This window comes from Serinicoccus chungangensis, from assembly GCF_006337125.1.
Lineage (GTDB): Bacteria > Actinomycetota > Actinomycetes > Actinomycetales > Dermatophilaceae > Ornithinicoccus > Ornithinicoccus chungangensis.
This window is the reverse complement of the sequence record NZ_CP040887.1, coordinates 3,329,994-3,352,651: the sequence shown is the minus strand read 5'-3', so window position 1 is coordinate 3,352,651 and position 22,658 is coordinate 3,329,994. Positions and strand designations below refer to the sequence as shown.

The following is a 22,658-nucleotide window of genomic DNA, read 5'->3' as shown; positions in this document are numbered from 1 at the left end:
CGGCTCCTACCCCTGGGCCACGCCGTAGACGTGCTCGACCCGGAGCCGGACGACGAGGCGCCGGTCGGCCACCATCGCCCGGCGGTAGTCGTCCCAGTCGGGGTGCTCGCCCTGGGCGTCGCGGTAGAGCGCGACGAGGTCCTCGACCGTCGGGTCGTGCTCCTCGGCCGCGGTGGGGGAGAGCTCCACCGTGCCCTGGGCCACGGCATACGACCAGCCGCTGGCGCTGGTGACGAAGAGGCTGGAGCGCGGGTCGCGGCGCAGGTTGGCCACCTTGGCCCGGCCGTCGGTGGTGGAGACCCGGACCACCGAGGCGTCCGGGTCGATGGCGTAGGTCACGAGGGAGAGCTGCGGCTGGCCGTCGCGCTTGATCGTGGTGAGGGCGCCGTTCGAGCCGGCGGTGAGGATGTCGCGCAGCGCTGGATCCATGTCCCCATCATGGCGCCAGCCGCCCCGGCCCCGCCAGGAGCAAGTGCCTGACGGTCCTCGGGTCCCGGGGTCGCGTAGGTTCGCCGGCATGCACTCCTTCCACCTCGTCCGGGTCCCGGCGCGGGTCGGTGCGCGGGCGATCGCGCGTCCCCCGCGTGCGGTCCCCGGACTGCGGCACGCCGAGGTGATGGCCTCGATGACGCTGGGCGCCCCGGTGGTCTCACCCCAGCGCCTGCAGGTGCACCGCCTCGCGGTCTTCGCCCGGTGGGAGGACGAGGTGGCCCTGGAGCGCTTCCTCGCGACCGACCGGCTCGGACGCACCCTGGCCGAGGGATGGCACGTGCGGCTGGAGTTCCTGCGCCGGTGGGGGCAGGTGCGGCGGCTCGGCCCGCTGCCGGAGATCGCCGGGCGCTCCGACCCCGCCGAGCCGGTCGTCGCGGTGACGGTGGCGCGGATGCGGATCCCGGAGGTGCCGCGCTTCGTCCACTGGGGCCGGCCGGTGGAGCGGCAGGTCCGTGACCACCCGGGCGTCACGCTGGCGCTCGCGGCCTACCGCCCGCCGCGCACCGTCTCCACCTTCTCGGTCTGGCGCAGCGCCCGCGAGATGACCGGCATGGTGCACGGCCGTGACGGGTCGGCGGACGGCCCGCACGGCGGCGAGGTCGGTACGCGGCACGCCCGGGCCATGCGGGAGCGCGAGCGCCGCGACTTCCACCACGAGTTCACGACCCTGCGCTTCCGGCCCCTCGGGGAGCACGGCACGTGGGAGGGCCGGCGGGTGCTGCCGGACTGAGCGACCGGGGCTGCCCGGGTTGCTGGGGCTGCCGGGGCTGCCGGGGCTGCCAGGGGGCGGCATACCCGTCCCGGTCGGACCCCGGTCGTCCCACCGGCCTCATGAGGAGCAGCGTGCGGAGATGTGCCCGTCCGCCGGGGTGATCTCCCCGCCCGGGAGTCAAAGCTCTGCAGCCCGGTGCCGCTGCGACGCGTGGTGCGCGAGAGGTGCCGCGACGGTCCGCCCCGGCGGGGCCTGTGGACGAGCGCGGCCGGGCCGCCTCCGATCACGGCATCCTGGGGTGATGCCGGGGGAGGTGATGACGCTGCTGGGGAGCCTGGGCCATGTCGCGGTCACGGCCGACCTGGCGGCGCTGGGCGTGGATCACCGCGAGACGCAGGCGCTCGTGAGGTCCGGTGTCCTCGTGCGCCTGCGCCGCGGCACCTTCGTCGAGGGCGCGGTATGGCGGACGGCCCCACCCTGGGACCGGCACGAGATGCGGGCGCGGGCGGTGCTCCGGGCGTTCGGCCCGGGTGCCGCCGTGGCGCTGAGCCACCACAGCGCGCTGGCGGCGCGGAGGGTGGGCGTGCACGGGGTCGACGACCGGGCCCACCTGTGCCGCACCGACGGTGGCCGGTCCTTCCAGGACGCCGTCGTCGTGGTGCACCGCCGGGTGCCCGACGAGCTCCTCGTGGACACCGCGTGCGGGCCCGCGGTGCAGACCGCCCTCGCGGCGCTCCAGGTGGCGGCCCGGTTCGGTGTGGAGGCCGGGCTGGTCAGCGCGGACGCGGCGCTGAGGGAGGGTCGGGCCACGCGCGCGGAGCTGGAGCGGGCGCTCCCGGTCCTCGGCGGCGGCCGCGGGCAGCTCCGCGCCGCCCGTACCGCCGAGCTGGCGTCGGCCCTGAGCGAGTCCGCGGGGGAGTCGCGGACCAGGTGGGTGCTGCTGACGCTGGGCCTGCCGCTGCCCGAGCAGCAGGCCGAGATCGTGGACCGCGACGGGGTCCTCGTGGCCCGGGTCGACTTCCTCTACCGCGACCGGGGGGTGGTCGTGGAGTTCGACGGGATGCTGAAGTACGACGACCCAGCCGCCCTGCGCCAGGAGAAGCTCCGGGAGGACCGCCTGCGCGAGCTGGGCTACGAGGTCGTGCGGCTGACCTGGGTCGATCTCGCCGACCCGCGCCTGGTCGAGCGCAGGCTCAGGGCCGCGTTCGCCCGCTCCCGGGCGCGCCGGGGCTGACCTCCACCCTCGTGCCGGCGCCTCGATCCCGTCCAGCCCGTGCCGGGCGGCGGGGTCCTCCCCGGCAGCCCGGGCGGGGGCCCGGGTGTCCTCCGGCAGCCCGTGCGGGGTGGCCGCGTCGCCTCGGTAGCCCGGGCCGCGGGGCCCGGGTGTCCTCCGGCAGCCCGGCCCCGCCGGACGTCGCACGACCCCGGGGCGGCGCGACATACCACCCGTCACAGCAGCCACACGGGCACCCCCGTGCCGGGACGTGCACCGATGGCATGGGTATATCCCGTGCTCCTGCGCATGTCCCCGCGCGACGTGACGGCTGTGACCAGCGTGCCGCGCGGGGCAGCCGTCTGCCCCGCCTCCCGGCGCGCCCGCCCGCCCGCGGCCGAAGGTCAGGCGCGCCCGCCCGCGGACCCGCGGCCGAACGTCGGGTGGTGCGACCCGCCCCGCAGCCCCTCAGCCGTACGTCGCGCACTGCGGCCAGCCCTGCGGGCTGTCCTCCCAGTCCTGCTGGCGTCCGTATGGCGTGCGGTCCATGATGTGCGCGACCGGCAGGGTGGCCTCGGTGCCGCGGGCGGTGGTCGCGTAGGTGAGGTAGGGCACCCCGTCGCGCAGCAGGTAGTAGGAGTAGCCGGGGAGCTGGTAGGGCGTGCCGTCCTCGTCCTGACGCGTCCATCCCCAGTCGTCGTGGTAGGTCGTGCCGCCCGAGGACACCCAGGTGTGCGACCAGCCCCGCTCGGCCCGCCACCGCTGCAGCTTCTCGACCGGCCCCTGCGAGACCATCGCGAAGGCGATGCCCTCCTCGTCCAGCCGCTCCATCCGCGCCGGGAGGGTGTCGACGGCCCACGTGCAGCTCGGGCACCCCTCCTCCCAGTCGGGCCCGAACATGACGTTCTGCACGAGGAGCAGGTAGTGCCCGCCGAACAGCTCGGTGAGCCGCACCGGCCCGTCCGGTCCGGCGAAGGTGTAGTCCTCCACCTCCACCATGGGCAGGCGCCGCCGGGCGGCCGAGACCCGGTCGTTCAGTCGGGTCACCTCCTTCTCCCGCGCCACCTGCTCGTCCAGGGCGGCGTCGAACGCGGCCCGGTCCACCACGGGGGGTGCCGCCGCGGGCTGGTCGGCCTTCCGGCTGCTGCTGGACAGGCTGGTCGTCATGGTCTGCTCCCTCTCCTCGTCCCCGCACATCGCAGGCGCGGGTGGTCACGGGGGGTGGGACTCTCGGGCCGTCCCGGACTCATCGGTGGCCCGACTACGCTGGAGACCCCATGTCCGACCCCTGGGAAGGTGAGTGATGGACACCGCCCGCAGCCGCGACGGCAGCGTCCACGTCACCGACGAGCGGATCAACACGATCTCCCACCTCGTCGGCTCGTGCTTCGCGCTGCTCGGCGCCGCGCTGCTCATCGCGCAGGCGGGGGCGACGGGGGACCCGTGGAAGATCGTCGGCCTCTCGATCTACTCCGCCTCGCTCGTCGTCCTCTTCGTCGCCAGCACGATCCACCACGGGCTCGACCGCGGCCCCCGGGTCAACGACCTGCTGCGCACGCTGGACTACACCTCGGTCTTCGGCCTCATCGCCGGCACGGTGACGCCGATCGTGCTGGTCCTGGAGCGCACCGTCGCCGGCTGGGCGGTGCTCGGCACGGTCTGGGGCATCGCGGCGCTCGGGATCGCCGCCCGCTCGGTCTGGCGCGACCTGCCCAAGTGGGTGACCAACACGCTGTTCATCGTGCTCGGGTGGATGCCGGTCGTGCTCGTCCTGACCGGGCTCACCCTCCCGCTGGGGGCCCTCGTGCTCATGGCCGTCGGCGGCGTGCTCTACAGCGTCGGCTTCGTCATCTTCATCATCGAGCGACCCAACCCGGTGCCGGGGGTCTTCGGCTTCCACGAGATCTGGCACCTGCTCGTCATGGCCGCCGCAGGGCTGCACTTCGTCCTCATGTACGCCTACGTCCTGTGACCCCGCGACTGGTCGACATCCGTCGGCACCCCCGTCCGGCCGCGCGCGTCCTCGTCCTGCACGGCGGGCAGCAGCACGGCACCGAGCCCACGAGCTGGCGCCAGCTGTCCGTGCTGCGCAGTCGCGTGCTCGCCTTTGCGCTCGCCCGGGCCGGCGCCCCGCACCGGCTCGACGTCCGTCTCCTGCGGTATGCCGTGCGCGGGTGGAACGACGGCGCCCCGCTGCGGGACGCGCGGTGGGCGCTGGACCGGCTGCGCGCGGAGGACGCGGCGCTGCCGACCGGGCTGCTGGGCTACTCCATGGGCGGACGGACCGCGCTGCGGCTCGCCGAGGAGGTCGAGACCCTGGTCACCGCCGCCGCCTGGGTGGACCGGTCCGACCTGCCGCTGCTGCGCCCGCCGCGGGGCGGGCGGGTGCTCATGCTGCACGGGGCGCGCGACGAGGTCACCTCGCCCGAGGGCACCCTCGCCGCCGCCGAGCGGCTGCGCCGGCTGGGGGCGGACGTCGGGGTGCGCACCGACCTCGACGACACCCACGGCCTGGTCCGGCACGCCCGCACCTGGCACCGGCTGGCCGCCGACCACCTGGTCGAGGAGCTGACGGGCTCGGCGCGCGAGCGGCATACCTGAACGGCATGATGAGGTGATGCAGCACACCGCGGGCGTCACCGACATCTCCACCAAGCTCGTCGTCAACGGCTCGCCGCAGGAGCTCACCCACGACGTGCGGGTGACGTTGCTGGACGCCCTCCGCGACCATCTGGGGGTCACCTCGGTCAAGAAGGGCTGCGACCACGGCCAGTGCGGTGCCTGCACCGTGCTCGTCGACGGCCGCCGCGTCGTCTCCTGCCTGTCGCTGACGGCCTCGTTGGACGGCGCCGAGGTCGTGACCGCGGAAGGGCTGGGGCGCCCGGACGACCTCAGCGACCTCCAGCAGGCCTTCGTCGACCGTGACGCGCTGCAGTGCGGCTACTGCACCCCGGGGCAGGTGTGCTCCGCGCAGGCGATGCTCGCCGAGGTGGCCGCCGGTATGCCGAGCCACGTCACCGACCCGGACGCCCTCGCCGACCCCGACGCGGCGGTGGACCTCACCGACGAGGAGATCCGGGAGCGCATGAGCGGCAACCTGTGCCGGTGCGGCGCCTACGTCAACATCGTGGCGGCCATCCGCGACACCGCGGCCCGACGCGCGCGGTCCGCCGACCGTCCCGACGGTGCGGAGCCGGTGGTGCCCGACCCCGGGGAGGGGGCACCGAGGGGCACCGGGGAGGAGACCGCGTGAAGCCGTTCACCTACGAGCGCGCGACGAGCGTCACCGACGCCCTGCGCCGCAGCGTGGCGGCGTCCACCGACGGGCAGCGCGCGGCCTACCTCGCCGGCGGCACGAACCTCGTCGACCACCTGCGCCTCGGGATCCGGGAGACCGACCGGCTCATCGACGTCAGCCACCTCGACCTCACCGAGGTCGAGGAGCTCGACTGCGGCGGCGTGCGGATCGGGGCGCTGGCCCGCAACTCCGACGTCGCCGCGCACCCGCTCGTGCGCAGGGCGTTCCCGCTGGTCAGCGCGGCGATGCTGGCCGGCGCCTCCGGGCAGCTGAGGTCCATGGCGACGATGGGGGGCAACCTGCTGCAGCGCACCCGCTGCGTCTACTTCCAGGACGCCTCGACCCCGTGCAACAAGCGTGAGCCCGGCTCCGGCTGCTCGGCCCTCGAGGGGTTCGGCACCTACAACGCGCTCATCGGGGCCTCTCCCTCGTGCGTGGCCGTGCACCCCTCCGACCTCTGCGTGGCGCTCGCGGCGCTGGACGTCACCGTCGTGGCGGAGGGTCCGCTCGGCGAGCGGCGCATCGACTTCGCCGAGCTGCACCGCCTCCCGGGCGACCGTCCCGAGGCCGACACCACGCTCGAGCGCAGCGAGCTCATCACCGCGATCGAGATCGCCGGGCCCGGGTTCGCACGGCACTCGCGCTACCGCAAGCTGCGCGAGCGCGCGTCCTACGCCTTCGCCACCGTCTCGGTCGCCGCCGCCCTCGACGTGCAGGACGGTCACGTCGCCGACGTGCGGATCGGCCTCGGCGGCGTCGCGCACAAGCCGTGGCGCGCGCACCGGGCCGAGGACGCGCTGCGGGGTGGTCCGGCGACCGCCGCCGCCTACGCCGCGGCGATCGACGCCGAGCTGGCGCAGGCCCGGCCCGGGGAGGACAACCGCTACAAGGTCATCCAGCTGCGGCGGGTGGTCCCCGCGGTGCTGCAGGAGCTCACCGACCACCCCCGGGGGGAGCGCGCATGAGCGAGGCGACGACGGAGCAGTCCCGCGACCGGACCCGGGTGGACGCGCCGCTCAAGGTGGCCGGCCTCGCGCCCTACGCCTACGAGCACGAGACACCGGGGGCGCTCTTCCTCGCCCCGGTCCTGGCGACCATCGCCCGGGGCCGCATCACCCGCATCGACGACACGGCGGCCCGCGCGGTGCCCGGGGTGCGGCTCGTCCTCACCCACGAGAACTCCCCGCGGACCGGCCCGACGCTGCCGACGCTCACGGTCCTGCGTCGGCCCCGGGTGCGCTACCGCGGCCAGATCGTCGCCGCAGTCGTCGCGGACAGCCTGCCCACGGCCCGGTATGCCGCGTCGCTGCTGAGCATCGACTACGCCCCCGAGGCCGCCGCCACCCGCCCCGACCCCGACGGCCCGGACGTGCGCGAGCTGCGGCGGGTGATGGCGATCTACCCCGGCCGGCACACCGACGGCGACGTCGACGGCGCGCTCGCCGGGGCCCGGCACCGGGTGGAGGGGACCTACGCCACCCCCGTCAACCACCACAACCCCATCGAGCCGCACGCGGTCACCGCCCTGTGGCACCGCGGCACCGGCCGGGTGCCCGGCCCGCGCACGACCCGGCTGACCCTGTGGGACACCAACCAGGGGGTGCTCGCCCCGCAGGGCGTCGTCGCCGGGGCCTTCGGGCTGCTGCCGACCCAGGTGGAGGTCGTCTCGCCCTTCGTCGGCGGGTCCTTCGGCTCCAAGGGCGTCCCGCACCCCCACCTGGTCGCGACGGTGATGGCGGCCAGGCTGCTGCCCGGCCGGCCGGTCAAGCTGGCGCTCACCCGACCGCAGATGTTCGCCGGCACCGGCTACCGCCCCGAGACCCGGCAGCGCCTCGCGCTGGCGGCGGACGAGGAGGGCCGGATCACCGCGATCGACCACGACGTCTTCGCTCCCGTGTCGCGGGTGATCCCCTGGATGGACCCGAGCGCCGGCCCCACGCTGTCGATGTATGCCTCCTCCACCCGGCGCACGGCATACCGCACGCAGGACCTGGACATCGCTCCCGGGACGTTCATGCGCGCGCCGGGGGAGTACACCGGCATGTTCGCGCTGGAGACCGCCATGGACGAGCTGGCGCACGCAGCCGGGGTCGACCCGGTGCAGCTGCGGCTGCGCAACGAGCCGGGGAGCGACCCGGAGTCGGGCAGGCCGTGGAGCAGCCGGCACGTCACCACCTGCCTGACCGAGGGCGCCCGGGTCTTCGGCTTCGAGCAGCAGCGGCGCGGCCGGCGCGAGGGGGAGTGGTGGGTCGGGCAGGGCGTGGCCGCCGCGAGCTTCCCGCAGATGTCGATGGGGCCCAGCCTGGCGCGGATCACCTTCACCGGCGGGCGCTACGTCGTCAGCATGCAGGCCAGCGACATCGGCACGGGCGCCTGGACCGTCCTCGCGCAGATCGCCGCGCAGGCGCTGGGCGTGCCGCAGGACGCGGTGGAGGCGCGGATCGGCACGACCGACGCCCCGGCCGCGACCATCGCCGGGGGCAGCACCGGGACCTTCGGGTGGGGCGCGGCCGTCGTCGAGGCGGCCCAGGCCTTCCGGTCCGAGCACGGGGAGGACCCGGCCGAGGGGGCGACCGCCCGGGCGCGGACCCGGATGCCGCAGGGCGTGCGCGGGGTGACCCGCATGGCCTTCGGGGCGCACTTCGCCGAGGTCGCGGTGAGCGAGGTGTCCGGCCAGGTGCGGGTGCGGCGGATGTACGGCCACTTCGACGGCGGCCGGATCATGAACCCGCGCACCGCGCGCAGCCAGCTCATCGGGGGGATGACCATGGGCATCTCCGGCGCGCTCTTCGAGGAGTCCCACCGTGACCCGCGCTTCGGCCACGTGGTCAACGGCGACCTCGCGGGCTACCACATCGCCGCGCACGCCGACGTGGTCGACCTCGAGGTCGGGTGGGTCGGCGAGCCGGACCCGTGGATGGGCGCGACCGGTGCGAAGGGCATCGGCGAGGTCGGCATCGTGGGCGTGCCCGCGGCCATCGGCAACGCGGTCTTCGACGCCACCGGGGTGCGGCTGCGGGAGCTGCCGTTCACCCCCGGCAAGGTGCTGGAGGCCTGGGAGGCGCTCAGGGGCTGACGGTCGAGCGGCCGGGATCCCCGGCCGACGGTCGTGGCAGGTCGGCTCAGAAGTCGAAGGCGTGCTCCGAGCCCGCGCCCCCAGGCCGGTAGCGCTGCAGGCGGACGCGGCGGGTCAGCCGGATCACCGGCCGGACGAGCATCTGGGCCGAGCCGATGACGAACAACCAGGTGCCGGCGGTCGCGGTCGACTCGCTGAAGAAGAGGACGCTGCCGACGAGGAACCACACGCCGATGGCCACGTCGTTGGCGATGCTCAGGGTCTCGAAGCGCTGGCGGACCACCAGCTCCTCGCGCCCGAGGTGCAGGACCAGGTCGTCGTCGCCCTGGCCGTCCGTGTCGTGCTGGCTCATGCGCAGCACCCTAGCCGCGCGGCGGGGTGTCCGGGTCCGGAGGGCCGTGCCCTGACCGGCCGCGGACCGACCGGTGCTCGTGGTGGCACCGGGACCGGTCCGGCCCTAGCCTGGTGCCGACCCCGGGAGGACCCCCATGAGCCGACAGCCGTGGCCGCGCCTGAAGGTGGCCGACTGGACCGACACCCGCGACACCCTCCACCTGTGGACGCAGGTCGTGGGCAAGGTGCGGATGGCCTACGCCCCCCTGGTCAACCACTGGTGGCAGGTCACCCTCTACGTCAGCCCGCGCGGCCTCACGACGGGCACCGTCCCGACGCCGGCCGGGGCGCTCGACATCGAGCTCGACCTCGTCGAGCACCGGCTCCGGATGCGCCTGAGCACCGGGGCCGAGGAGACCTTCGCGCTCGAGCCCATGCCGGTCGCGCAGTTCCACGCGCAGACCCTGGCGGCGCTGGAGCGGCTCGGCCTGACGCCGCGGATCCAGGCGACCCCCAACGAGGTGGACCCCGCCATCCCGTTCGCCGAGGACCACGAGCACACGGCATACGACCCGCGGGCAGCGCACCTCTTCTGGCAGCAGCTGCTCCAGGCCGACCGGGTCCTGGGCGAGTTCCGGTCGCACTTCGTGGGCAAGGTGAGCCCGGTGCACTTCTTCTGGGGCGCCATGGACCTGGCCTGCACCCGGTTCTCCGGGCGGCCCGCGCCCGAGCACCCCGGCGGTGCGCCCAACTGCGGCGACTGGGTGATGGTCGAGGGCTACTCCCGCGAGCTGAGCAGCTGCGGCTTCTGGCCGGGCGGCGGGGAGGAGGGCGCGTTCTACGCCTACGCCTACCCCCAGCCTCCCGGCTTCGAGGCCGCCGAGGTCGGGCCCGAGGGTGCCTTCTGGAGCACCGAGAACGGTCAGTTCCTCCTGCCCTACGAGGTGGTGGCCGACGCGCCGGACCCCGACGCCGCGCTCTCCCGCTTCCTGCACGACACGTATGCCGCCGCCGCCGACCTGGGCGGGTGGGACCGCCTCGCCCTCGAGGACGACCCGGCGCGCTGGCCCCAGCACCGCCGGAGCTAGACCGGGGGGTGGGCCTGCTGGGGCTAGGCCAGGTGGCGGGCTCGCCGGGCTAGACCCTGTGGTGGGCCTGCCGGGCCAGACCTGTGGTGGGTCTGCCGGGTTAGACCCCATCGTGGCCCTGCGTCCGGCAGGGTCGGCGCCCCTCTGATGGCTGGTGCGGGCACCAGGAGCCTCACGAGTCCCACGGGTCGCGGGGTGCGGAGACATGGTGGGGCGGCGGGGTTATTTCTAAGGTGTCTGCTCATGTCCCCGCACCGTGCTGCCCGTGGGGCAGGCGTGACGGAGGTGACACGCCCCGGGGGCCGGGAGTCGAGCGTCAGCCCGTGACGCCTGCCGCTGCGTGAGGTGGCCCAGCGGAGGCCCGCCGCTGCGTGAGCTGCCCCAGCGGAAGCCCGCCGCTGCGTGAGCTGCCCCAGCGGAGGCCCGCCGCTGCGTGAGCTGTCCCCCGCGGAGGCCTGGTCCGGGGTGGCCCAGCGGAGGCCCGCCGTTGCGTGAGCTGCCCCAGCCGGAGGCCCAGGGCGGGGTGGGTCAGCCGCGGAGGCCCAGCCCGAGGGCGGCCAGCGCCGCCCGCAGCCGGTCGACGGCCATCGGGCCGACGCCGTGCAGGGCGCGCAGCTCGTCCTCGGTGAGCCCGGCGACGGCCTCGAGGGTGGTCAGCCCGGCGCCGCGTAGCGCCCGGGTGGCGGGGGCGCCGATCTCGCGGGGCAGCGGGGTGCCGTCCTGGCGCGGCGCCCGCTCGCGGGGTGGGCCGCCGTGGTCGAGCACGGCCTCGCCGCGCGGGGAGAGCCGGTAGCCGATCGCCAGCGACTCGGTCAGCCCCTTCTCCTTGAGCTTGCGGACGTCGGCCTTCCACGACAGGGTCTCCCGCCCGAGCCGGGCCGCGAGCTCGGGGGCCCGCACCTCGGGGTGGGCGTCGATGACCTCGAGGGTGGCGCGGGTCCACGGGCCGTGCGGGGAGGCCGCGTCGAGCCGGTCCAGCCAGGCGCGGAGGCGCTCGATCTCCGCCGCGTCGGGGACCTGCTCGCGCAGCTGCGCGCGGGGGTCGGGGCCGGCATACCGCAGCCCGACGCGGTATGCCGTCCTCCCGGGCCGGGCGGCGAGCCCTTCCCTGAGGGCGGCGAGGCTGGCGGCCCCGGCCCGGCGGGCGTCGTCGGCGCGGAGCGCGGAGAGGGTGACCGGCTCGACCGAGGTCACCTCGACGAGCCCGACGGCGGTGCGCATCCGGGTGCCGACCCTGACCCGCGGGCGGTCCCAGCGACGGAACGCGAGGTCGACCTCCCCGGCCCGGATCGCGGCCAGCTCGGCCGGGCGGATCATCATGAGAGGTCGGCGGCGACGTCGCGGCCCGGGTCGAAGGTCGTGCCGGCAGCCTCGCCCGCCCCCGCCGCCGGGCCGGGGTCGGTCGCCGCGAGCCACTCCACGAGGGGGCGGACCTGCTCCCAGCGGGCCCGCACCTCCTCGACGAGCCGCGGGGTGGTGACGACGTCGCCGTCCTCGACCCACTGCATACAGTTCAGGGCCTTGTGCCGGAGCAGCGCGATCCGCTCGTGCTCGCGGTCCCACCCGCGCGGGGCGGTCTTCACCTGCTCGCCGCCGATCTCCCACCCGCCGTCGCGCAGCTGCTCGACGAGCCGCTCGAGCTGCTGACCCGTGCCGGGAGAGTCCACGGCAGCCCGGAAGGAGCGCAGCCGGGCCGGGTCCATGCGGTAGCAGCCACCACCGAGCATGAGCCCGTCGGCGGAGACCTGGATGTACCACCCGGTGGACTCGGCGGCCGCGACGTAGGCGCCCTGGTGGGTCTTGTAGGGACTCTTGTCCGGGCCGAAGCGCACGTCGCGGTGCGGCCGGAAGAGCTTGGCCGGACCGAACTCGGGCTCCAGCTCGGCCAGGAGCGCCTCCATCGGGCCCCGGACGTGCCGCTCGAAGTCGTCCTTGTGCCGGGCCCAGAACTCCTTGGTGTTGTCCTCCTCCAGCCGCGCGTAGAAGTCGGTCGCGGCGTGCGGGATGCCGGTGAAGCTGCCCATGCGACCAGTGTGCCCGGTCGCGGCCGGTGCCGCCCGGTCCACGGAAATCCGGTTGCCCGGTCGGGGAGGACGCGCGAGGTTGGGGCCATGACCTCCAGCGACGTGTGGGACGCCGAGACCGCTGCCGGCTACGACGAGGCGAGCGCCGCGATGTTCGCCCCCGCCGTCCTCGACCCCGCGGTCGACCTGCTGGCCGGGCTCGCCGGGTCGGGACGCGCGCTGGAGCTCGCGATCGGGACGGGGCGGGTGGGCATACCGCTCGCGGAACGGGGCGTGGACGTCACCGGCATCGAGCTGTCCGCACCGATGGTCGAGCAGCTGCACGGCAAGCGCCCCGACCTGCCGGTGGTGGTGGGCGACATGGCGACCGCGCGCGCCGAGGGCGAGTTCGCGCTGGTCTACCTCGTGTTCAACACCATCGGCAACCTGTGCACGCAGGACGAGCAGGTCGCCTGCTTCGCCAACGCCGCGCGGCACCTGGGTCCCGGGGGTCGGTTCGTCGTCGAGGTGGGCGTCCCGGCCCTGCGGAGGCTCCCGCCGGGGCAGACGGCCGTACCCTTCGACGTGAGCGAGGGGCACGTCGGCCTCGACACCTACGACCCGGTGACGCAGCAGGCCACCTCGCACCACTACGTGCGACAGCCGGACGGGACGTACCGCTACGCCCCGCACCACTTCCGCTACGTCTGGCCGGGCGAGCTCGACCTCATGGCCCGGCTGGCCGGGATGTCGCTGGAGTCGCGGTGGTCGGACTGGTCCGGGGAGCCGTTCACCGCGGAGTCGGAGAGCCACGTCTCGGTCTGGCGCCGCGGCTGAGGCCGGTCCTGGTGCCTCTGCGGCGGAACGGCATCTGCCAGAGTGAGGCGTATGACGATCGCTCCCGACCTGCTCGACCTCGCCGCCGACCTCGTCCCCGAGGAGGGCCGCGGACTGCTCGGGATCGTCGGGCTGCCCGGCTCGGGCAAGTCGACCTTCGCCGACGGGCTCCTCGCGGCGCTGGCGCAGCGGCACGGGGCGGACTGGGTCGGGCACGTGCCGATGGACGGCTTCCACCTCGCCGACGCCCAGCTGGAGCGCCTCGGCCTGACCGACCGCAAGGGCGCGCCCGAGACCTTCGACGCCGAGGGGTATGCCGCGCTGCTCGACCGTCTGGGGCAGGAGGCCACCGACCCGGTCTACGCCCCCGGCTTCGAGCGCACCCTGGAGCAGCCGATCGCCGCGGCGCTCGTCGTCCTGCCGACCGCGCGGCTGGTCGTCACCGAGGGCAACTACCTGCTCGACCCCGACGCGCGGTGGCGGTCCGCGCGGGACCGGCTCGCCGAGGTGTGGAGCGTCGAGGTCGACGAGGAGCAGCGGCGTACCCAGCTCGTCGCGCGGCACGTCGAGTTCGGCAAGTCGCAGGAGCAGGCGGAGGCGTGGGTCGAGCGGGTGGACGAGGCCAACGCGCGCCGGGTCCGCGAGCGCTCCGACGCCCCCGACCGGGTGGTCCGGTGCACCGAGGACGGCACCTGGCAGCTGGCCTGAGGCCCCGGCGCGCAGGCGGGGGAGCGCCAGGTGGGCGTGCGCGGCTCACCCGCGGACGAGCAGGGAGACGGCGTCCGCGACAGTCGGCTCGACGTGCTCGGGCAGGAAGATCGTCCCGGGCGTCAGGAGCTGGAGACAGATGCCGTCCAGCGTGGACAGCAGCAGGCGCAGCGTGCGCTCCCGCCCCAGCAGCAGGGCGCCCTCCTCCTCCAGGACCCCCAGCCAGGCGTCGACCCGCTCACGGCCCAGGGCGGCCAGCGACTCCAGGCTGCTGCTCTCGGACTCGCTGGCGTTCGGCCCCACCGCGGCGGCGTAGGACGCCAGCCAGAGCGACAACGTGTCGGCCTCCCGGAATCCCGGTGGGACGAACTGCACGAGGCACTCGGCGAGGCGGGTGCGCGGGGGCAGCTGGCGGTCCTCGATGCGCAGGTCGGACACGACGTGGTCGAGGGCCGGGCGCAGGACCTCCTCGTAGAGGTCCTTCTGGGTGGGGAAGTAGTGCCGCAGCGTGCTCGGGCCGATCCCGGCACGACGCGCGACGCTGCGCACGCTCATCGCCTCGAGACCCTCCTCGGCGACGATCTCCCGCGCTGCCGACACGATCTGCTCGCGACGGTCCTGGCTCATGGTGCTCCCTCGTTGGTACGCCGTGCTGGCACAGCGTGTTAGTGTAGTCGTTAGCACAGCGTACTAGCCCACCTTCATCCAAGGGGACAACCATGATCGAGAACCTGCAGGACTTCACCGCCGGGCTGCCCGCCCTCCTCCAGTGGGTGGGGGTGATGCTCGCCGCGGCCATCCCGTTCGTCGAGAGCTACTTCGGGTCGGTCATCGGCGTCGTCGCCGGGATGAACCCGGTCGTGGCCGTGCTGGCCGCCGTGGTCGGCAACGTGGCCTCGATGGTGCTCGTGGTGCTGTCGGCCGACCGGCTGCGCGCGCGGCGCGGGGTGCAGCCCGTCGACCAGCTCTCGCCGCGCAAGCAGCGGCTGCGCCGCATGCTCGACCGCTTCGGGGTGCCGGGCGTCAGCCTGCTGGGGCAGACCGTGCTGCCCAGCCAGATCACCTCCGGTGCGCTGGTCGCCTTCGGGGCGAGCACCCGCGGGGTCATCGGGTGGCAGGTCCTGTCCATCGTCCTCTGGGGCGTGGCCTTCGGCGTGCTCGCGGTGCTGGGCGTCGACCTGCTCCAGGCCTCGGCCTGACCTCCGCCTGAGCCCACGCGGCGCCCCGGGGGAGCGCCTCGTGCGGACGTCTCGCGCGTCCGGTGCAGCGTGCGGCGGGCGGGCCTCAGCCCCCGTCGGTCATCGCCCGGGCGATCTCCCGGGCCACGGACGGCGCCCGCGTCTCGGGCAGCCGGGCGTAGCCGATGACGAGCCCGTCGCGCGGCTCGCCCAGCGCGTAGGCGCTGAGCGGCTCGACCCACAGGCCGTGGTCCCGCAGGCGCGTGGTGCCACTGACGTCGTCCACGCCGTCGTCCAGCAGCACGACGAGGTGCAGGCCCGCCTCCACCCCGGTGACCCGCACCCCCGGCACCTCGTGGCGCAGGGCCGTGACCAGGGCGTCCCGACGGGCGCGGTAGAGGCGGGAGGCGCGGGCCAGGTGCCGACCGAGGGCGCCGGAGGCCACGAGGTGCGCCAGCGCCGACGAGGCGACGGGCGAGGCGCCGAGCGCGAGCCGGTCCTGGGCCCGACGGACCGCGCCGACCAGCCCGCGTGGGGGCACGACCCAGGCCAGGCCGAGGTCCGGGGTGAGGATCTTGCTGGCCGTCCCGACATGGGCGACGCAGTCCGCGGCCCCCTCGACGGCCCGCAGCGAGGGCATCGGCGGCACGCCGTAGCGGAACTCCCCGTCGTAGTCGTCCTCGACGACCAGCCGCTCCTCGCGCCGGGCGCGCGCGACCAGCTCGGCGCGGCGCGCCACCGGCATCCGGGCCCCGAGCGGGTACTGGTGCGCCGGCGTGAGGTAGACCGCCGCGTCGTCGGTCAGCAGCAGGGCCGGGTCGAGGCCGTCGTCGTCGACGGGCACCGGCCGGACCCGGGCGCCCGCCTCGAGGAGCGCGACCCGCGCGCGGCGGTAGCCGGGGTCCTCCACCGCGACCGTCCGGCCACGCAGCCCGGCCGCGGCGGCGAGGAGGGTGATCGCGGCGCTCGCGTTGGGGACCACCACCACGTCCTCGGGGTCGCAGGGGACCCCGCGGAAGCGGCGCAGGTGCGCGGCCAGGGCCTGCTCGAGGTCGGGGTGGCGCACCCGGCTCAGCGCCTCCGCGCCGGGCCGGTCCGGTATGGCGTGCCGCCAGGCCGCCCTCCAGTCCCGGGGCGAGATGAGCGCGGGTTCGGCGTGGCCGGGCCGCAGGTCGAGGTCGCCGGCCGGTGGGGTCGGCACGCCGACGGCACCCTCCTCGACCCGGTCCGGCCCGGACGCGTCGGACTCGCCCGGCCCGGGGCGGCGACCGGTGCGGGCCGGGGGCTCGGCCGCCGCCCCGGCAGCCGGCGCGGACCGGGCCGCCCGGTCCGCGCCGTCGACGACGACGGTGCGCCCGCCCATGCGCGCCTCGACGTAGCCCGCGGCGGCCAGCTCGTCGTAGGCCGCCACGACGACCCCCCGGCTCAGCCCCAGCTGGCCGGCCGCGGCACGGCTCGAGGGCAGGGCGTCTCCGGGCGTCAGCTCACCGCGCACCAGCGCGTCCAGGACGGCGGCGACGAGCCGGTGGGGCAGCGGTCCCGGCCCCGTCGGGAGCTGGGTCGGGCCGGGCCAGGTGCGCACGGGCATACCCGGAGTCTAGAAGTGGTCCGCACCGACGTGCAGGAAGTGGATCTGGTGGCAGGACCACCCGAGCGGCAGGCTGAGGCGCATGCCTGATCTGTCGACCCCGACCCGCAAGCCCGACCGGTACCTCCACGAGCGTGCCGCCCTGGACCAGCTGCTCGACACGATGCCCGTGGGGGTGCTGTCCACCGTCGTGGACGGGGAGCCCTGGTCGGTGCCGCTGCTCGTCGCGCGCGACGGCGACCACGTCCTGCTGCACGGCTCGACCGGCGCGGGGGCGCTGCGCCACGTCGGCGCCGGCGCCCCGGTGACCCTGACCGTCGTCGCGCTGGACGGGCTCGTCGTGGCGGAGAGCGCCTTCGACTCCTCGGCGAACTACCGCAGCGCCGTGCTCCGCGGCACCCCGGTGGAGCTCGGCCCGCAGGAGTCCCGGGAGGCGCTGGAGCGGCTGACCGACCGGCTGCTGCCGGGGCGCACCTCGGAGGTCCGGCCCAGCACCGGCAAGGAGCTGCGGTCCACCGCCTGCCTGGCGCTCCCGATCGTGGAGGGGTCCTGGCTGCTCAAGGCCCGCACCGGTGGCACCGAGCCCGCCGAGGACCCGGCCGTCTGGACCGGCGTCGTCCCGCTCGCGCTGACGGCGGGCACCCCGGAGCCCACCCCGGGCACGACCGCCCCGGTGCCGGCCTCCGTCGGCGCGACACGGGCGGCATACCCTCCCCCGGGGTGACGGAGCGCTGGGGGACCCTCCCGCCGGCGCCCTCCCTCAGAGGCGGGCGGCGAGCTCGGTGGCCTGCCGGATGGCCCGCTCGGCGTCCAGCTCGGCGGCGACGTCGGCCCCGCCGATGACGTGCACCGGCACCCCGAGCGCGCGCACGGGCTCGACGAGGTCGGCCACCGACTCCTGCCCGGCGCAGAGGACCACGGTGTCGACCGGTATGACGTGCGGCGCCCGACCGTCCTCCGTCCCGTCGTCCGCGGGCAGGGTGAGGTGCAGGCCGGCGTCGTCGATGCGGACGTACTCCGCGCCGCCGACGAGGCGCACCCCGGCGTCGGCGAGCTCGGTGCGGTGGACCCATCCCGTGGTCTTCCCCAGCCCGGCGCCGTGCCGGGAGGTCTTGCGCTGCACGAGGTGCACCTCGCGCCGCGCCGGCGGCTGCTGCTTCTGCCCCAGGCCGGCGCGGGCCTGCCACGGGTCGACGACGCCCCAGCGCCGCCGCCACTGCGCCAGCGTCTCGTCGGGCTCGTGCAGCAGGGCGCTGCTGACGTCGTAGCCGATGCCGCCGGCGCCGACGACCGCCACCCGCGCCCCCACCCGGCCGGGGTCGCGGATGGCCTCGGGGTAGCTCAGCACGCTGGGGTGGTCCACCCCCGGGATGTCGGGCACCCGCGGGACGACGCCGGTGGCGACCACCACCTCGTCGAAGCCGGAGAGCCGGTCGGGCCCGACGCGCTCCCCCAGGTGGGTGGTGACACCGCGGACGTCGAGCAGGTGCTCGTAGTAGGCGAGCGCCTCCCGGAACTCCTCCTTGCCGGGGATCTGCGCGGCCAGCCGGAACTGCCCGCCGACCTGGTCCTGCGCCTCGAAGAGCTCGACCCGGTGGCCGCGCCCGGCGAGCTCGACGGCGGCCGCCAGCCCGGCCGGCCCGGCACCCACCACCGCCACCCTCCTGACCTGGCGCGTCGGCGCCAGCACCAGCTCGGTCTCGTGCGCCGACCGCGGGTTGAGGATGCAGGTCGCGCGCCGGTTGGCGAAGGTGTGGTCCAGGCAGGCCTGGTTGCAGGCGATGCACGGGATGATCTCGGCGCTGCGCCCCTGCTCCGCCTTGCGCACCCAGTCGGCGTCGGCGAGCAGCGGGCGGGCCATGGACACCAGGTCCGCCTCGCCGTCGGCGACGACCTGCTCGGCGACCTCGGGCCGGTTGATCCGGTTGGACGCGACGACCGGGAGGCCGATCTCGGCCCGCAGCCGCGCGGTCACCCAGGTGAAGGCCGCCCTCGGCACCGAGGTGACGATGGTCGGGACGCGCGACTCGTGCCAGCCGATGCCGGTGTTGACGCAGGTGACGCCGACTTCCTCCAGCGCGTGCGCGAGGTCGACGGTCTCCGCCCAGTCCTGCCCGTCGGGGACGAGGTCGAGCAGGCTCATGCGGTACTGCAGGACGAAGTCGTCACCGACCAGCTCCCGGGTCCGCCGCACGATCTCGACGGGGAAGCGCATCCGGGCCCGCGCCGACCCGCCCCAGGCGTCGGTCCGGTCGTTGGTGCGCGCGGCGAGCATCTGGTTGACGAGGTAGCCCTCCGAGCCCATGATCTCCACCCCGTCGTAGCCGGCCCGCTGCGCGAGCCGGGCCGAGCGGGCGAAGTCGTCGACGGTCCGCTCGACCTGGCGGGTCGACAGGGCCGAGGGGCGGAACGGCGTGATCGGCGACGCCCGGGCCGAGGCGCCCTGGGCGAACGGGTGGTAGGCGTAGCGCCCGGCGTGCAGCAGCTGCAGCAGGATCCGGCCGTCGTGCTCGTGAACCGCGTCGGTGACCGTGCGGTGCCGCCGGGCCTGCGCCGACCGGACCATGCTCGAGCCGAACGGCAGCAGCCACCCGCGCCAGCCCGGGGCATACCCTCCGGTCACCATGAGCCCGACCCCGCCGCGGGCGCGCTCGGCGAAGAAGGCGGCCAGCTTGTCGGTGTCGCGGGCACGGTCCTCGAGCTTGGTGTGCATCGAGCCCATGACGACGCGGTTGCGCAGCGTGAGGTGGCCGACGCGGACGGGGCTCAGCAGGTGCGGGTACGCGCTCGGGCCGGTCATCGACCCAGGGTAGTCAGCGGCCGACCGCGACCCCGAGGCACGCGGAGGTATCTGGCGGGCCCCGGCGTCCTCCTAGGGGAGGACGTGCAGCCACACGTCCCCGACAAGGAGGTCGTCATGAGCACCACCCGTTCCACCCCCCGCACGGCGCTGCGCGCCACCCCGCGCACCCTGCTGGCCGGAGCCCTGCTGGCCGTCGGCGCGCTCGCGCCGGTGGCGACGCTCGCCCCCGCCGCGCAGGCCGCTCCCTACTGCGGCATCACCTGGGGCTCGCTGCCCAAGGTCACCGGCTTCGACACCGCCCAGGCCCCGATGACGGACGTCCGGTCCGGCCGGCACACCTGCTTCGACCGGGTCGTCGTCGACATCTCCGGCGACGCCGGGGAGTATGCCGTCCGCTATGTCAGCACCTACCGCGCCCCGGGCAGCGGGCAGGCCCTGGCGCTGCGCGGCGGCGCAAAGATCGAGGTCCTGGTCGGCAACCCCGCCTACGACGCCGACGGCGACGCCGTCTACGACCCGGCGAACCCGGCCGAGCTGGTGAGCACCGCGGGCTACAGCACGCTGCGCCAGGTGCGCCTGGGCGGCAGCTTCGAGGGGCAGACCTCGATCGGGCTGGGCGTGCGCGCCCGGCTGCCGATGCGGGCCTTCGTCCTCGACGGTCCCGGGTCCGGTCAGCGGCTGGTGGTCGACGTCGCCCACCGGTGGTGAGACGCCCCGGCGGGGTCCGGCAGTCCCGGGCCCCGCCGGGCTGCACCGGCTGCTGGGTGGGTCACGGCCAGGGCTGGGAGACTGGAGGCATGTCTCGTCCTCCCGCCCCCGGTGCCGCCCGCCTGCTGGACCACGCCATCTGGTGGCACGTCTACCCCCTCGGCGCGGTGGGTGCGCCGGCCGTGCTGGAGGGCGACCCGGCGGACGCGGCGGTCGAGCACCGCCTGCCGCGGCTCGAGGCCTGGCTCGACCACGCCGTCGAGCTGGGCTGCTCGGGGCTCCTGCTCGGCCCGGTCTTCGCCTCCCGCAGCCACGGCTACGACACGCTGGACCACTCCCGCGTCGACCCACGGCTGGGTGACGAGGCCGACCTGGACCGGCTGCTGCAGCAGTGCCGCGAGCGGGGGCTGTCGGTGCTGCTCGACGGCGTCTTCAACCACGTCGGTGCCGACCACCCGATGGTGCGCGATCCGCATACCTCCTCGCTGCTCAAGCAGGGGGAGGACGGCCGCCCGGCGTCCTGGGAGGGCCACGAGGGCCTCGTCGAGCTCGACCACGGCCACCCCGGGGTCGAGGACCTCGTCGTCGACGTCATGCTGCGCTGGCTGCGGCGCGGGATCGCCGGGTGGCGGCTCGACGTGGCGTATGCCGTGCCCACCGACTTCTGGGCGCGGGTCACCGCGCGGGTGCGGGAGGAGTTCCCCGACGCGCTCTTCGTGGGGGAGGTCATCCACGGCGACTACGCGGCGTTCGTCGAGGCGAGCGGGGTCGACACCGTCACCCAGTACATGCTGTGGAAGGCCATCTGGAGCTCGGTCGCCGACACCAACTGCTGGGAGCTGGCGCACGCGCTCGGCGAGCACGACACGCTGCTCGGCTCGTTCGTGCCGCAGACCTTCGTCGGCAACCACGACGTCACGCGGATCGCGAGCAAGGTCGGGGACGACGGTGCGGTGATCGGGCTGGCCGTGCTCATGACGGTCGGGGGGATGCCCTCGCTCTACTACGGGGACGAGCGCGCGTTCCAGGGGCTCAAGGAGGAGCGGCTCGGCGGGGACGACGCCATCCGCCCGGAGCTGCCGGAGTCCCCGGGCGGTCTCGGCGAGGACGGGGCGTGGATGCTGGCGCTGCACCGGGAGCTCGTGGGGCTGCGGCGCCGCCACCCGTGGCTGGCCCGGGCCCGCACGCAGGTCGAGGACCGCAGCAACGAGCAGCTCACCTACGTCTCCTCCGGCGGTGACGGCCAGTGGCTCCGGGTGGGGCTCACCCTCGCGCCCACGGCCTCGGTCGCCGTCACCGGCCCGGACGGCGAGGTCTTCCGCTGGGTCTCCAGCGGCTGAGCCACCCGGCCGGACCTGTGCACGCCTGAGAGCTCACCCGGGCGGGACCTGTGCACGCCGGGGGGACCTGTGCCTGCCGAGGAGCGTCCGCGGGCTGCCTGGGCAGAGAAGAGTGCCCGAGGCCGGGGTCGTATCCCGTGCGTGAGGCCTGTTTCTCTGCTCAGGTGCTCTGAGGCCGCGGTATGCCCGGGGCCGCCCGCGCCTGCTCGTGTCGGCGGCACGGCATACCGTGGGAGTCATGACCGAACTCGTCCTCGTGGCCAACGCCGCCGACAGCACGATCAGCACCTTCCGGGTCGACACGGCCGCGCAGCCGCCGACCCTCGAGCGCATCGCCGTCAGCGAGGTGGGGGAGGGCTGCGGCACCTTCGCGATCGACGCCGACCGCGACCTCGTGTACGCCGCGGCCAAGGGCGACCCGCCCGGCATCGACGTCTTCGCGCTCGACCGGCAGTCCGGCCGCCTGGAGCACCTGGACCGCACCGACGTCGAGGGCTCGATGAGCTACCTGGCGCTCGCGCACGGCGGCAGCCTGCTGGTGGGGGCGTCCTACGGCGGCGGCAGCGCCCAGGTCTTCCCGGTCGGCGACGAGGGCCACGTCGAGGAGCCGACGGCGCAGGTCTCGTGGCCCAACGCCCACTGCGTGGCGCTCGCCGGCGACGGCCGGCACCTCTACGTCGTCTCGCTCGGCGCGGACGTCGTCGCCCAGTACTCCCTCTCGCCCGGCGGCGGCCTCACGCCGCTGGTCCCGCCCACCGCCGAGGCGCCCGAGGGCTCGGGGCCGCGCCACCTCGTGCTCGACGCAGACGAGGAGCGGGCCTACGTCATGACCGAGTTCTCCGGCGAGGTCCTGACCTACGACCGGGACGCGAGCGGCGACCTCACGCTGAGCGGATCGGTGCCCGCCTACGCGCAGGACCGTGGCCTGCGGCACAGCGAGCTGGGGGCCGACCCGGTCGAGGGGCGCCTCATCTGGGGTGCGGACCTGCACCTGGCCCGGCAGGGCACCCTGCTGCTGGCCAGCGAGCGCTCGGAGTCCACGCTCGCCTGCCTGCCGGTCGCCCCCGACGGCTCGCTCGGCGAGGCGGCCTCGATCGTCGGCACGGTCGCGCAGCCGCGCGGCTTCGTCGTGCTCGCCGACGACCGGTATGCCCTCGTCACCGGCGAGAAGGACACCGCCGTCGCGCTGGTGGCGGTCGACGAGGCCGGCCTGCTCACGGAGGTCGCCCGCGCCGAGACCGGCAACGGCGCCAACTGGGCGCGCTCCCTGACGCTCTGACC

The 22,658-nt window shown here is 75.2% G+C and carries 23 protein-coding genes; 15 read left to right on the top strand and 8 right to left on the bottom strand.

The window, feature by feature from the left end:
• Positions 1–6: 6 nt before the first annotated feature.
• Positions 7–429: a PPOX class F420-dependent oxidoreductase gene (locus FHD63_RS15380; RefSeq protein ID WP_139722812.1), complete on the bottom strand. Its 423-nt coding sequence runs from the start codon at positions 427–429 to the stop codon at positions 7–9.
• Between the two features lie 88 nt (positions 430–517).
• Between FHD63_RS15380 and FHD63_RS15375 the strand changes: the two genes are divergently transcribed.
• Together FHD63_RS15375 and FHD63_RS15370 are read left to right on the top strand one after the other, a co-directional pair.
• Positions 518–1,222: a hypothetical protein gene (locus FHD63_RS15375; protein WP_139722811.1), complete on the top strand. Its 705-nt coding sequence runs from the start codon at positions 518–520 to the stop codon at positions 1,220–1,222.
• Positions 1,223–1,505: 283 nt separating this feature from the next.
• The gene (locus tag FHD63_RS15370) at positions 1,506–2,438 is read left to right on the top strand and encodes a PDDEXK family nuclease (RefSeq protein WP_139722810.1); all 933 of its coding nucleotides are present in this window, start codon (positions 1,506–1,508) and stop codon (positions 2,436–2,438) included.
• 447 nt (positions 2,439–2,885) lie between these two features.
• On the opposite strand, the gene FHD63_RS15365 is transcribed toward FHD63_RS15370, so the two are convergent.
• Complete coding sequence (locus tag FHD63_RS15365) at positions 2,886–3,584, bottom strand: DUF899 family protein (protein WP_139722809.1); 699 nt, start codon at positions 3,582–3,584, stop codon at positions 2,886–2,888.
• Between the two features lie 136 nt (positions 3,585–3,720).
• Here FHD63_RS15365 and trhA point away from each other — a divergent pair, with 136 nt between their 5' ends.
• From trhA to FHD63_RS15340, 5 genes are read left to right on the top strand one after another with little or no spacing between them, the layout of a single operon-like run.
• Positions 3,721–4,389, top strand: coding sequence for a PAQR family membrane homeostasis protein TrhA (gene trhA, locus FHD63_RS15360; protein ID WP_139722808.1), 669 nt, complete (start codon positions 3,721–3,723; stop codon positions 4,387–4,389).
• Positions 4,386–5,018: a dienelactone hydrolase family protein gene (locus tag FHD63_RS15355; protein ID WP_139722807.1), complete on the top strand. Its 633-nt coding sequence runs from the start codon at positions 4,386–4,388 to the stop codon at positions 5,016–5,018. Before trhA ends, FHD63_RS15355 begins: the two co-directional genes overlap by 4 nt.
• A gap of 16 nt (positions 5,019–5,034) precedes the next feature.
• Positions 5,035–5,670 carry a 2Fe-2S iron-sulfur cluster-binding protein gene (locus FHD63_RS15350; protein WP_238705705.1) on the top strand — a complete coding sequence of 212 codons (636 nt, stop codon included), beginning with the start codon at positions 5,035–5,037 and terminating at the stop codon, positions 5,668–5,670.
• Positions 5,667–6,680, top strand: a complete 1,014-nt coding sequence (locus FHD63_RS15345; RefSeq protein ID WP_139722806.1) for an FAD binding domain-containing protein — start codon at positions 5,667–5,669, stop codon at positions 6,678–6,680. Before FHD63_RS15350 ends, FHD63_RS15345 begins: the two co-directional genes overlap by 4 nt.
• Positions 6,677–8,791, top strand: a complete 2,115-nt coding sequence (locus FHD63_RS15340; protein WP_139722805.1) for a xanthine dehydrogenase family protein molybdopterin-binding subunit — start codon at positions 6,677–6,679, stop codon at positions 8,789–8,791. The genes FHD63_RS15345 and FHD63_RS15340 overlap by 4 nt, the downstream gene beginning before the upstream one ends.
• A 46-nt stretch (positions 8,792–8,837) precedes the next feature.
• Here the strand turns inward: FHD63_RS15340 and FHD63_RS15335 are convergent, their stop codons facing one another.
• Positions 8,838–9,143 (bottom strand): YrhK family protein, encoded by a 306-nt coding sequence (locus tag FHD63_RS15335; protein ID WP_139722804.1) that lies wholly within the window; start codon positions 9,141–9,143, stop codon positions 8,838–8,840.
• 136 nt (positions 9,144–9,279) lie between these two features.
• On the opposite strand from FHD63_RS15335, the gene FHD63_RS15330 reads away from it, so the two are divergent.
• Positions 9,280–10,212 (top strand): DUF5996 family protein, encoded by a 933-nt coding sequence (locus tag FHD63_RS15330; protein WP_139722803.1) that lies wholly within the window; start codon positions 9,280–9,282, stop codon positions 10,210–10,212.
• A 528-nt stretch (positions 10,213–10,740) separates the two neighbouring features.
• On the opposite strand, the gene FHD63_RS15325 is transcribed toward FHD63_RS15330, so the two are convergent.
• Both FHD63_RS15325 and FHD63_RS15320 read right to left on the bottom strand, forming a co-directional pair.
• Positions 10,741–11,532, bottom strand: a complete 792-nt coding sequence (locus FHD63_RS15325) for a helix-hairpin-helix domain-containing protein (protein ID WP_139722802.1) — start codon at positions 11,530–11,532, stop codon at positions 10,741–10,743.
• Positions 11,529–12,236, bottom strand: coding sequence for a DUF2461 domain-containing protein (locus tag FHD63_RS15320; RefSeq protein WP_139722801.1), 708 nt, complete (start codon positions 12,234–12,236; stop codon positions 11,529–11,531). The genes FHD63_RS15325 and FHD63_RS15320 overlap by 4 nt, the downstream gene beginning before the upstream one ends.
• An 87-nt stretch (positions 12,237–12,323) precedes the next feature.
• Between FHD63_RS15320 and FHD63_RS15315 the strand changes: the two genes are divergently transcribed.
• A complete protein-coding gene (locus tag FHD63_RS15315) occupies positions 12,324–13,052 on the top strand; it encodes a class I SAM-dependent DNA methyltransferase (RefSeq protein ID WP_139722800.1) in 729 nt (242 codons plus the stop codon).
• Between the two features lie 51 nt (positions 13,053–13,103).
• Positions 13,104–13,760, top strand: coding sequence for a nucleoside/nucleotide kinase family protein (locus FHD63_RS15310; RefSeq protein ID WP_139722799.1), 657 nt, complete (start codon positions 13,104–13,106; stop codon positions 13,758–13,760).
• Positions 13,761–13,805: 45 nt separating this feature from the next.
• Here the strand turns inward: FHD63_RS15310 and FHD63_RS15305 are convergent, their stop codons facing one another.
• Positions 13,806–14,387 carry a TetR/AcrR family transcriptional regulator gene (locus FHD63_RS15305; RefSeq protein WP_139722798.1) on the bottom strand — a complete coding sequence of 194 codons (582 nt, stop codon included), beginning with the start codon at positions 14,385–14,387 and terminating at the stop codon, positions 13,806–13,808.
• A gap of 92 nt (positions 14,388–14,479) precedes the next feature.
• Between FHD63_RS15305 and FHD63_RS15300 the strand changes: the two genes are divergently transcribed.
• On the top strand, positions 14,480–14,959 hold the full coding sequence (locus FHD63_RS15300) for a hypothetical protein (protein ID WP_139722797.1): 480 nt from the start codon (positions 14,480–14,482) through the stop codon (positions 14,957–14,959).
• A gap of 85 nt (positions 14,960–15,044) precedes the next feature.
• On the opposite strand, the gene pdxR is transcribed toward FHD63_RS15300, so the two are convergent.
• The gene (gene pdxR / locus FHD63_RS15295; protein WP_139722796.1) at positions 15,045–16,526 is read right to left on the bottom strand and encodes a MocR-like pyridoxine biosynthesis transcription factor PdxR; all 1,482 of its coding nucleotides are present in this window, start codon (positions 16,524–16,526) and stop codon (positions 15,045–15,047) included.
• Between the two features lie 82 nt (positions 16,527–16,608).
• On the opposite strand from pdxR, the gene FHD63_RS15290 reads away from it, so the two are divergent.
• On the top strand, positions 16,609–17,250 hold the full coding sequence (locus tag FHD63_RS15290; RefSeq protein ID WP_139722795.1) for a pyridoxamine 5'-phosphate oxidase family protein: 642 nt from the start codon (positions 16,609–16,611) through the stop codon (positions 17,248–17,250).
• Between the two features lie 36 nt (positions 17,251–17,286).
• Here the strand turns inward: FHD63_RS15290 and FHD63_RS15285 are convergent, their stop codons facing one another.
• Positions 17,287–19,326: an NADPH-dependent 2,4-dienoyl-CoA reductase gene (locus FHD63_RS15285; protein WP_139722794.1), complete on the bottom strand. Its 2,040-nt coding sequence runs from the start codon at positions 19,324–19,326 to the stop codon at positions 17,287–17,289.
• A gap of 117 nt (positions 19,327–19,443) precedes the next feature.
• Between FHD63_RS15285 and FHD63_RS15280 the strand changes: the two genes are divergently transcribed.
• The 3 genes from FHD63_RS15280 (at position 19,444) to FHD63_RS15270 (ending at position 22,656) form a co-directional block, all read left to right on the top strand.
• Entirely contained in the window at positions 19,444–20,037 is a 594-nt protein-coding gene (locus tag FHD63_RS15280) for an AMIN-like domain-containing (lipo)protein (protein ID WP_139722793.1), read from the top strand.
• Between the two features lie 89 nt (positions 20,038–20,126).
• Complete coding sequence (locus FHD63_RS15275) at positions 20,127–21,377, top strand: alpha-amylase family protein (RefSeq protein ID WP_139722792.1); 1,251 nt, start codon at positions 20,127–20,129, stop codon at positions 21,375–21,377.
• Positions 21,378–21,615: 238 nt separating this feature from the next.
• A complete protein-coding gene (locus FHD63_RS15270) occupies positions 21,616–22,656 on the top strand; it encodes a lactonase family protein (protein WP_174964950.1) in 1,041 nt (346 codons plus the stop codon).
• Positions 22,657–22,658: the final 2 nt, after the last annotated feature.

Coding starts and splice junctions, on each gene's coding strand:
- FHD63_RS15380 (WP_139722812.1), bottom strand. CDS start 429: ATGGATCCAGCGCTGCGCGACATCCTCACCGCCGGCTCGAACGGCGCC.
- FHD63_RS15375 (WP_139722811.1), top strand. CDS start 518: ATGCACTCCTTCCACCTCGTCCGGGTCCCGGCGCGGGTCGGTGCGCGG.
- FHD63_RS15370 (WP_139722810.1), top strand. CDS start 1,506: ATGCCGGGGGAGGTGATGACGCTGCTGGGGAGCCTGGGCCATGTCGCG.
- FHD63_RS15365 (WP_139722809.1), bottom strand. CDS start 3,584: ATGACGACCAGCCTGTCCAGCAGCAGCCGGAAGGCCGACCAGCCCGCG.
- trhA (WP_139722808.1), top strand. CDS start 3,721: ATGGACACCGCCCGCAGCCGCGACGGCAGCGTCCACGTCACCGACGAG.
- FHD63_RS15350 (WP_238705705.1), top strand. CDS start 5,035: ATGCAGCACACCGCGGGCGTCACCGACATCTCCACCAAGCTCGTCGTC.
- FHD63_RS15340 (WP_139722805.1), top strand. CDS start 6,677: ATGAGCGAGGCGACGACGGAGCAGTCCCGCGACCGGACCCGGGTGGAC.
- FHD63_RS15335 (WP_139722804.1), bottom strand. CDS start 9,143: ATGAGCCAGCACGACACGGACGGCCAGGGCGACGACGACCTGGTCCTG.
- FHD63_RS15330 (WP_139722803.1), top strand. CDS start 9,280: ATGAGCCGACAGCCGTGGCCGCGCCTGAAGGTGGCCGACTGGACCGAC.
- FHD63_RS15325 (WP_139722802.1), bottom strand. CDS start 11,532: ATGATGATCCGCCCGGCCGAGCTGGCCGCGATCCGGGCCGGGGAGGTC.
- FHD63_RS15320 (WP_139722801.1), bottom strand. CDS start 12,236: ATGGGCAGCTTCACCGGCATCCCGCACGCCGCGACCGACTTCTACGCG.
- FHD63_RS15315 (WP_139722800.1), top strand. CDS start 12,324: ATGACCTCCAGCGACGTGTGGGACGCCGAGACCGCTGCCGGCTACGAC.
- FHD63_RS15310 (WP_139722799.1), top strand. CDS start 13,104: ATGACGATCGCTCCCGACCTGCTCGACCTCGCCGCCGACCTCGTCCCC.
- FHD63_RS15305 (WP_139722798.1), bottom strand. CDS start 14,387: ATGAGCCAGGACCGTCGCGAGCAGATCGTGTCGGCAGCGCGGGAGATC.
- FHD63_RS15300 (WP_139722797.1), top strand. CDS start 14,480: ATGATCGAGAACCTGCAGGACTTCACCGCCGGGCTGCCCGCCCTCCTC.
- pdxR (WP_139722796.1), bottom strand. CDS start 16,526: ATGCCCGTGCGCACCTGGCCCGGCCCGACCCAGCTCCCGACGGGGCCG.
- FHD63_RS15290 (WP_139722795.1), top strand. CDS start 16,609: ATGCCTGATCTGTCGACCCCGACCCGCAAGCCCGACCGGTACCTCCAC.
- FHD63_RS15285 (WP_139722794.1), bottom strand. CDS start 19,326: ATGACCGGCCCGAGCGCGTACCCGCACCTGCTGAGCCCCGTCCGCGTC.
- FHD63_RS15280 (WP_139722793.1), top strand. CDS start 19,444: ATGAGCACCACCCGTTCCACCCCCCGCACGGCGCTGCGCGCCACCCCG.
- FHD63_RS15275 (WP_139722792.1), top strand. CDS start 20,127: ATGTCTCGTCCTCCCGCCCCCGGTGCCGCCCGCCTGCTGGACCACGCC.
- FHD63_RS15270 (WP_174964950.1), top strand. CDS start 21,616: ATGACCGAACTCGTCCTCGTGGCCAACGCCGCCGACAGCACGATCAGC.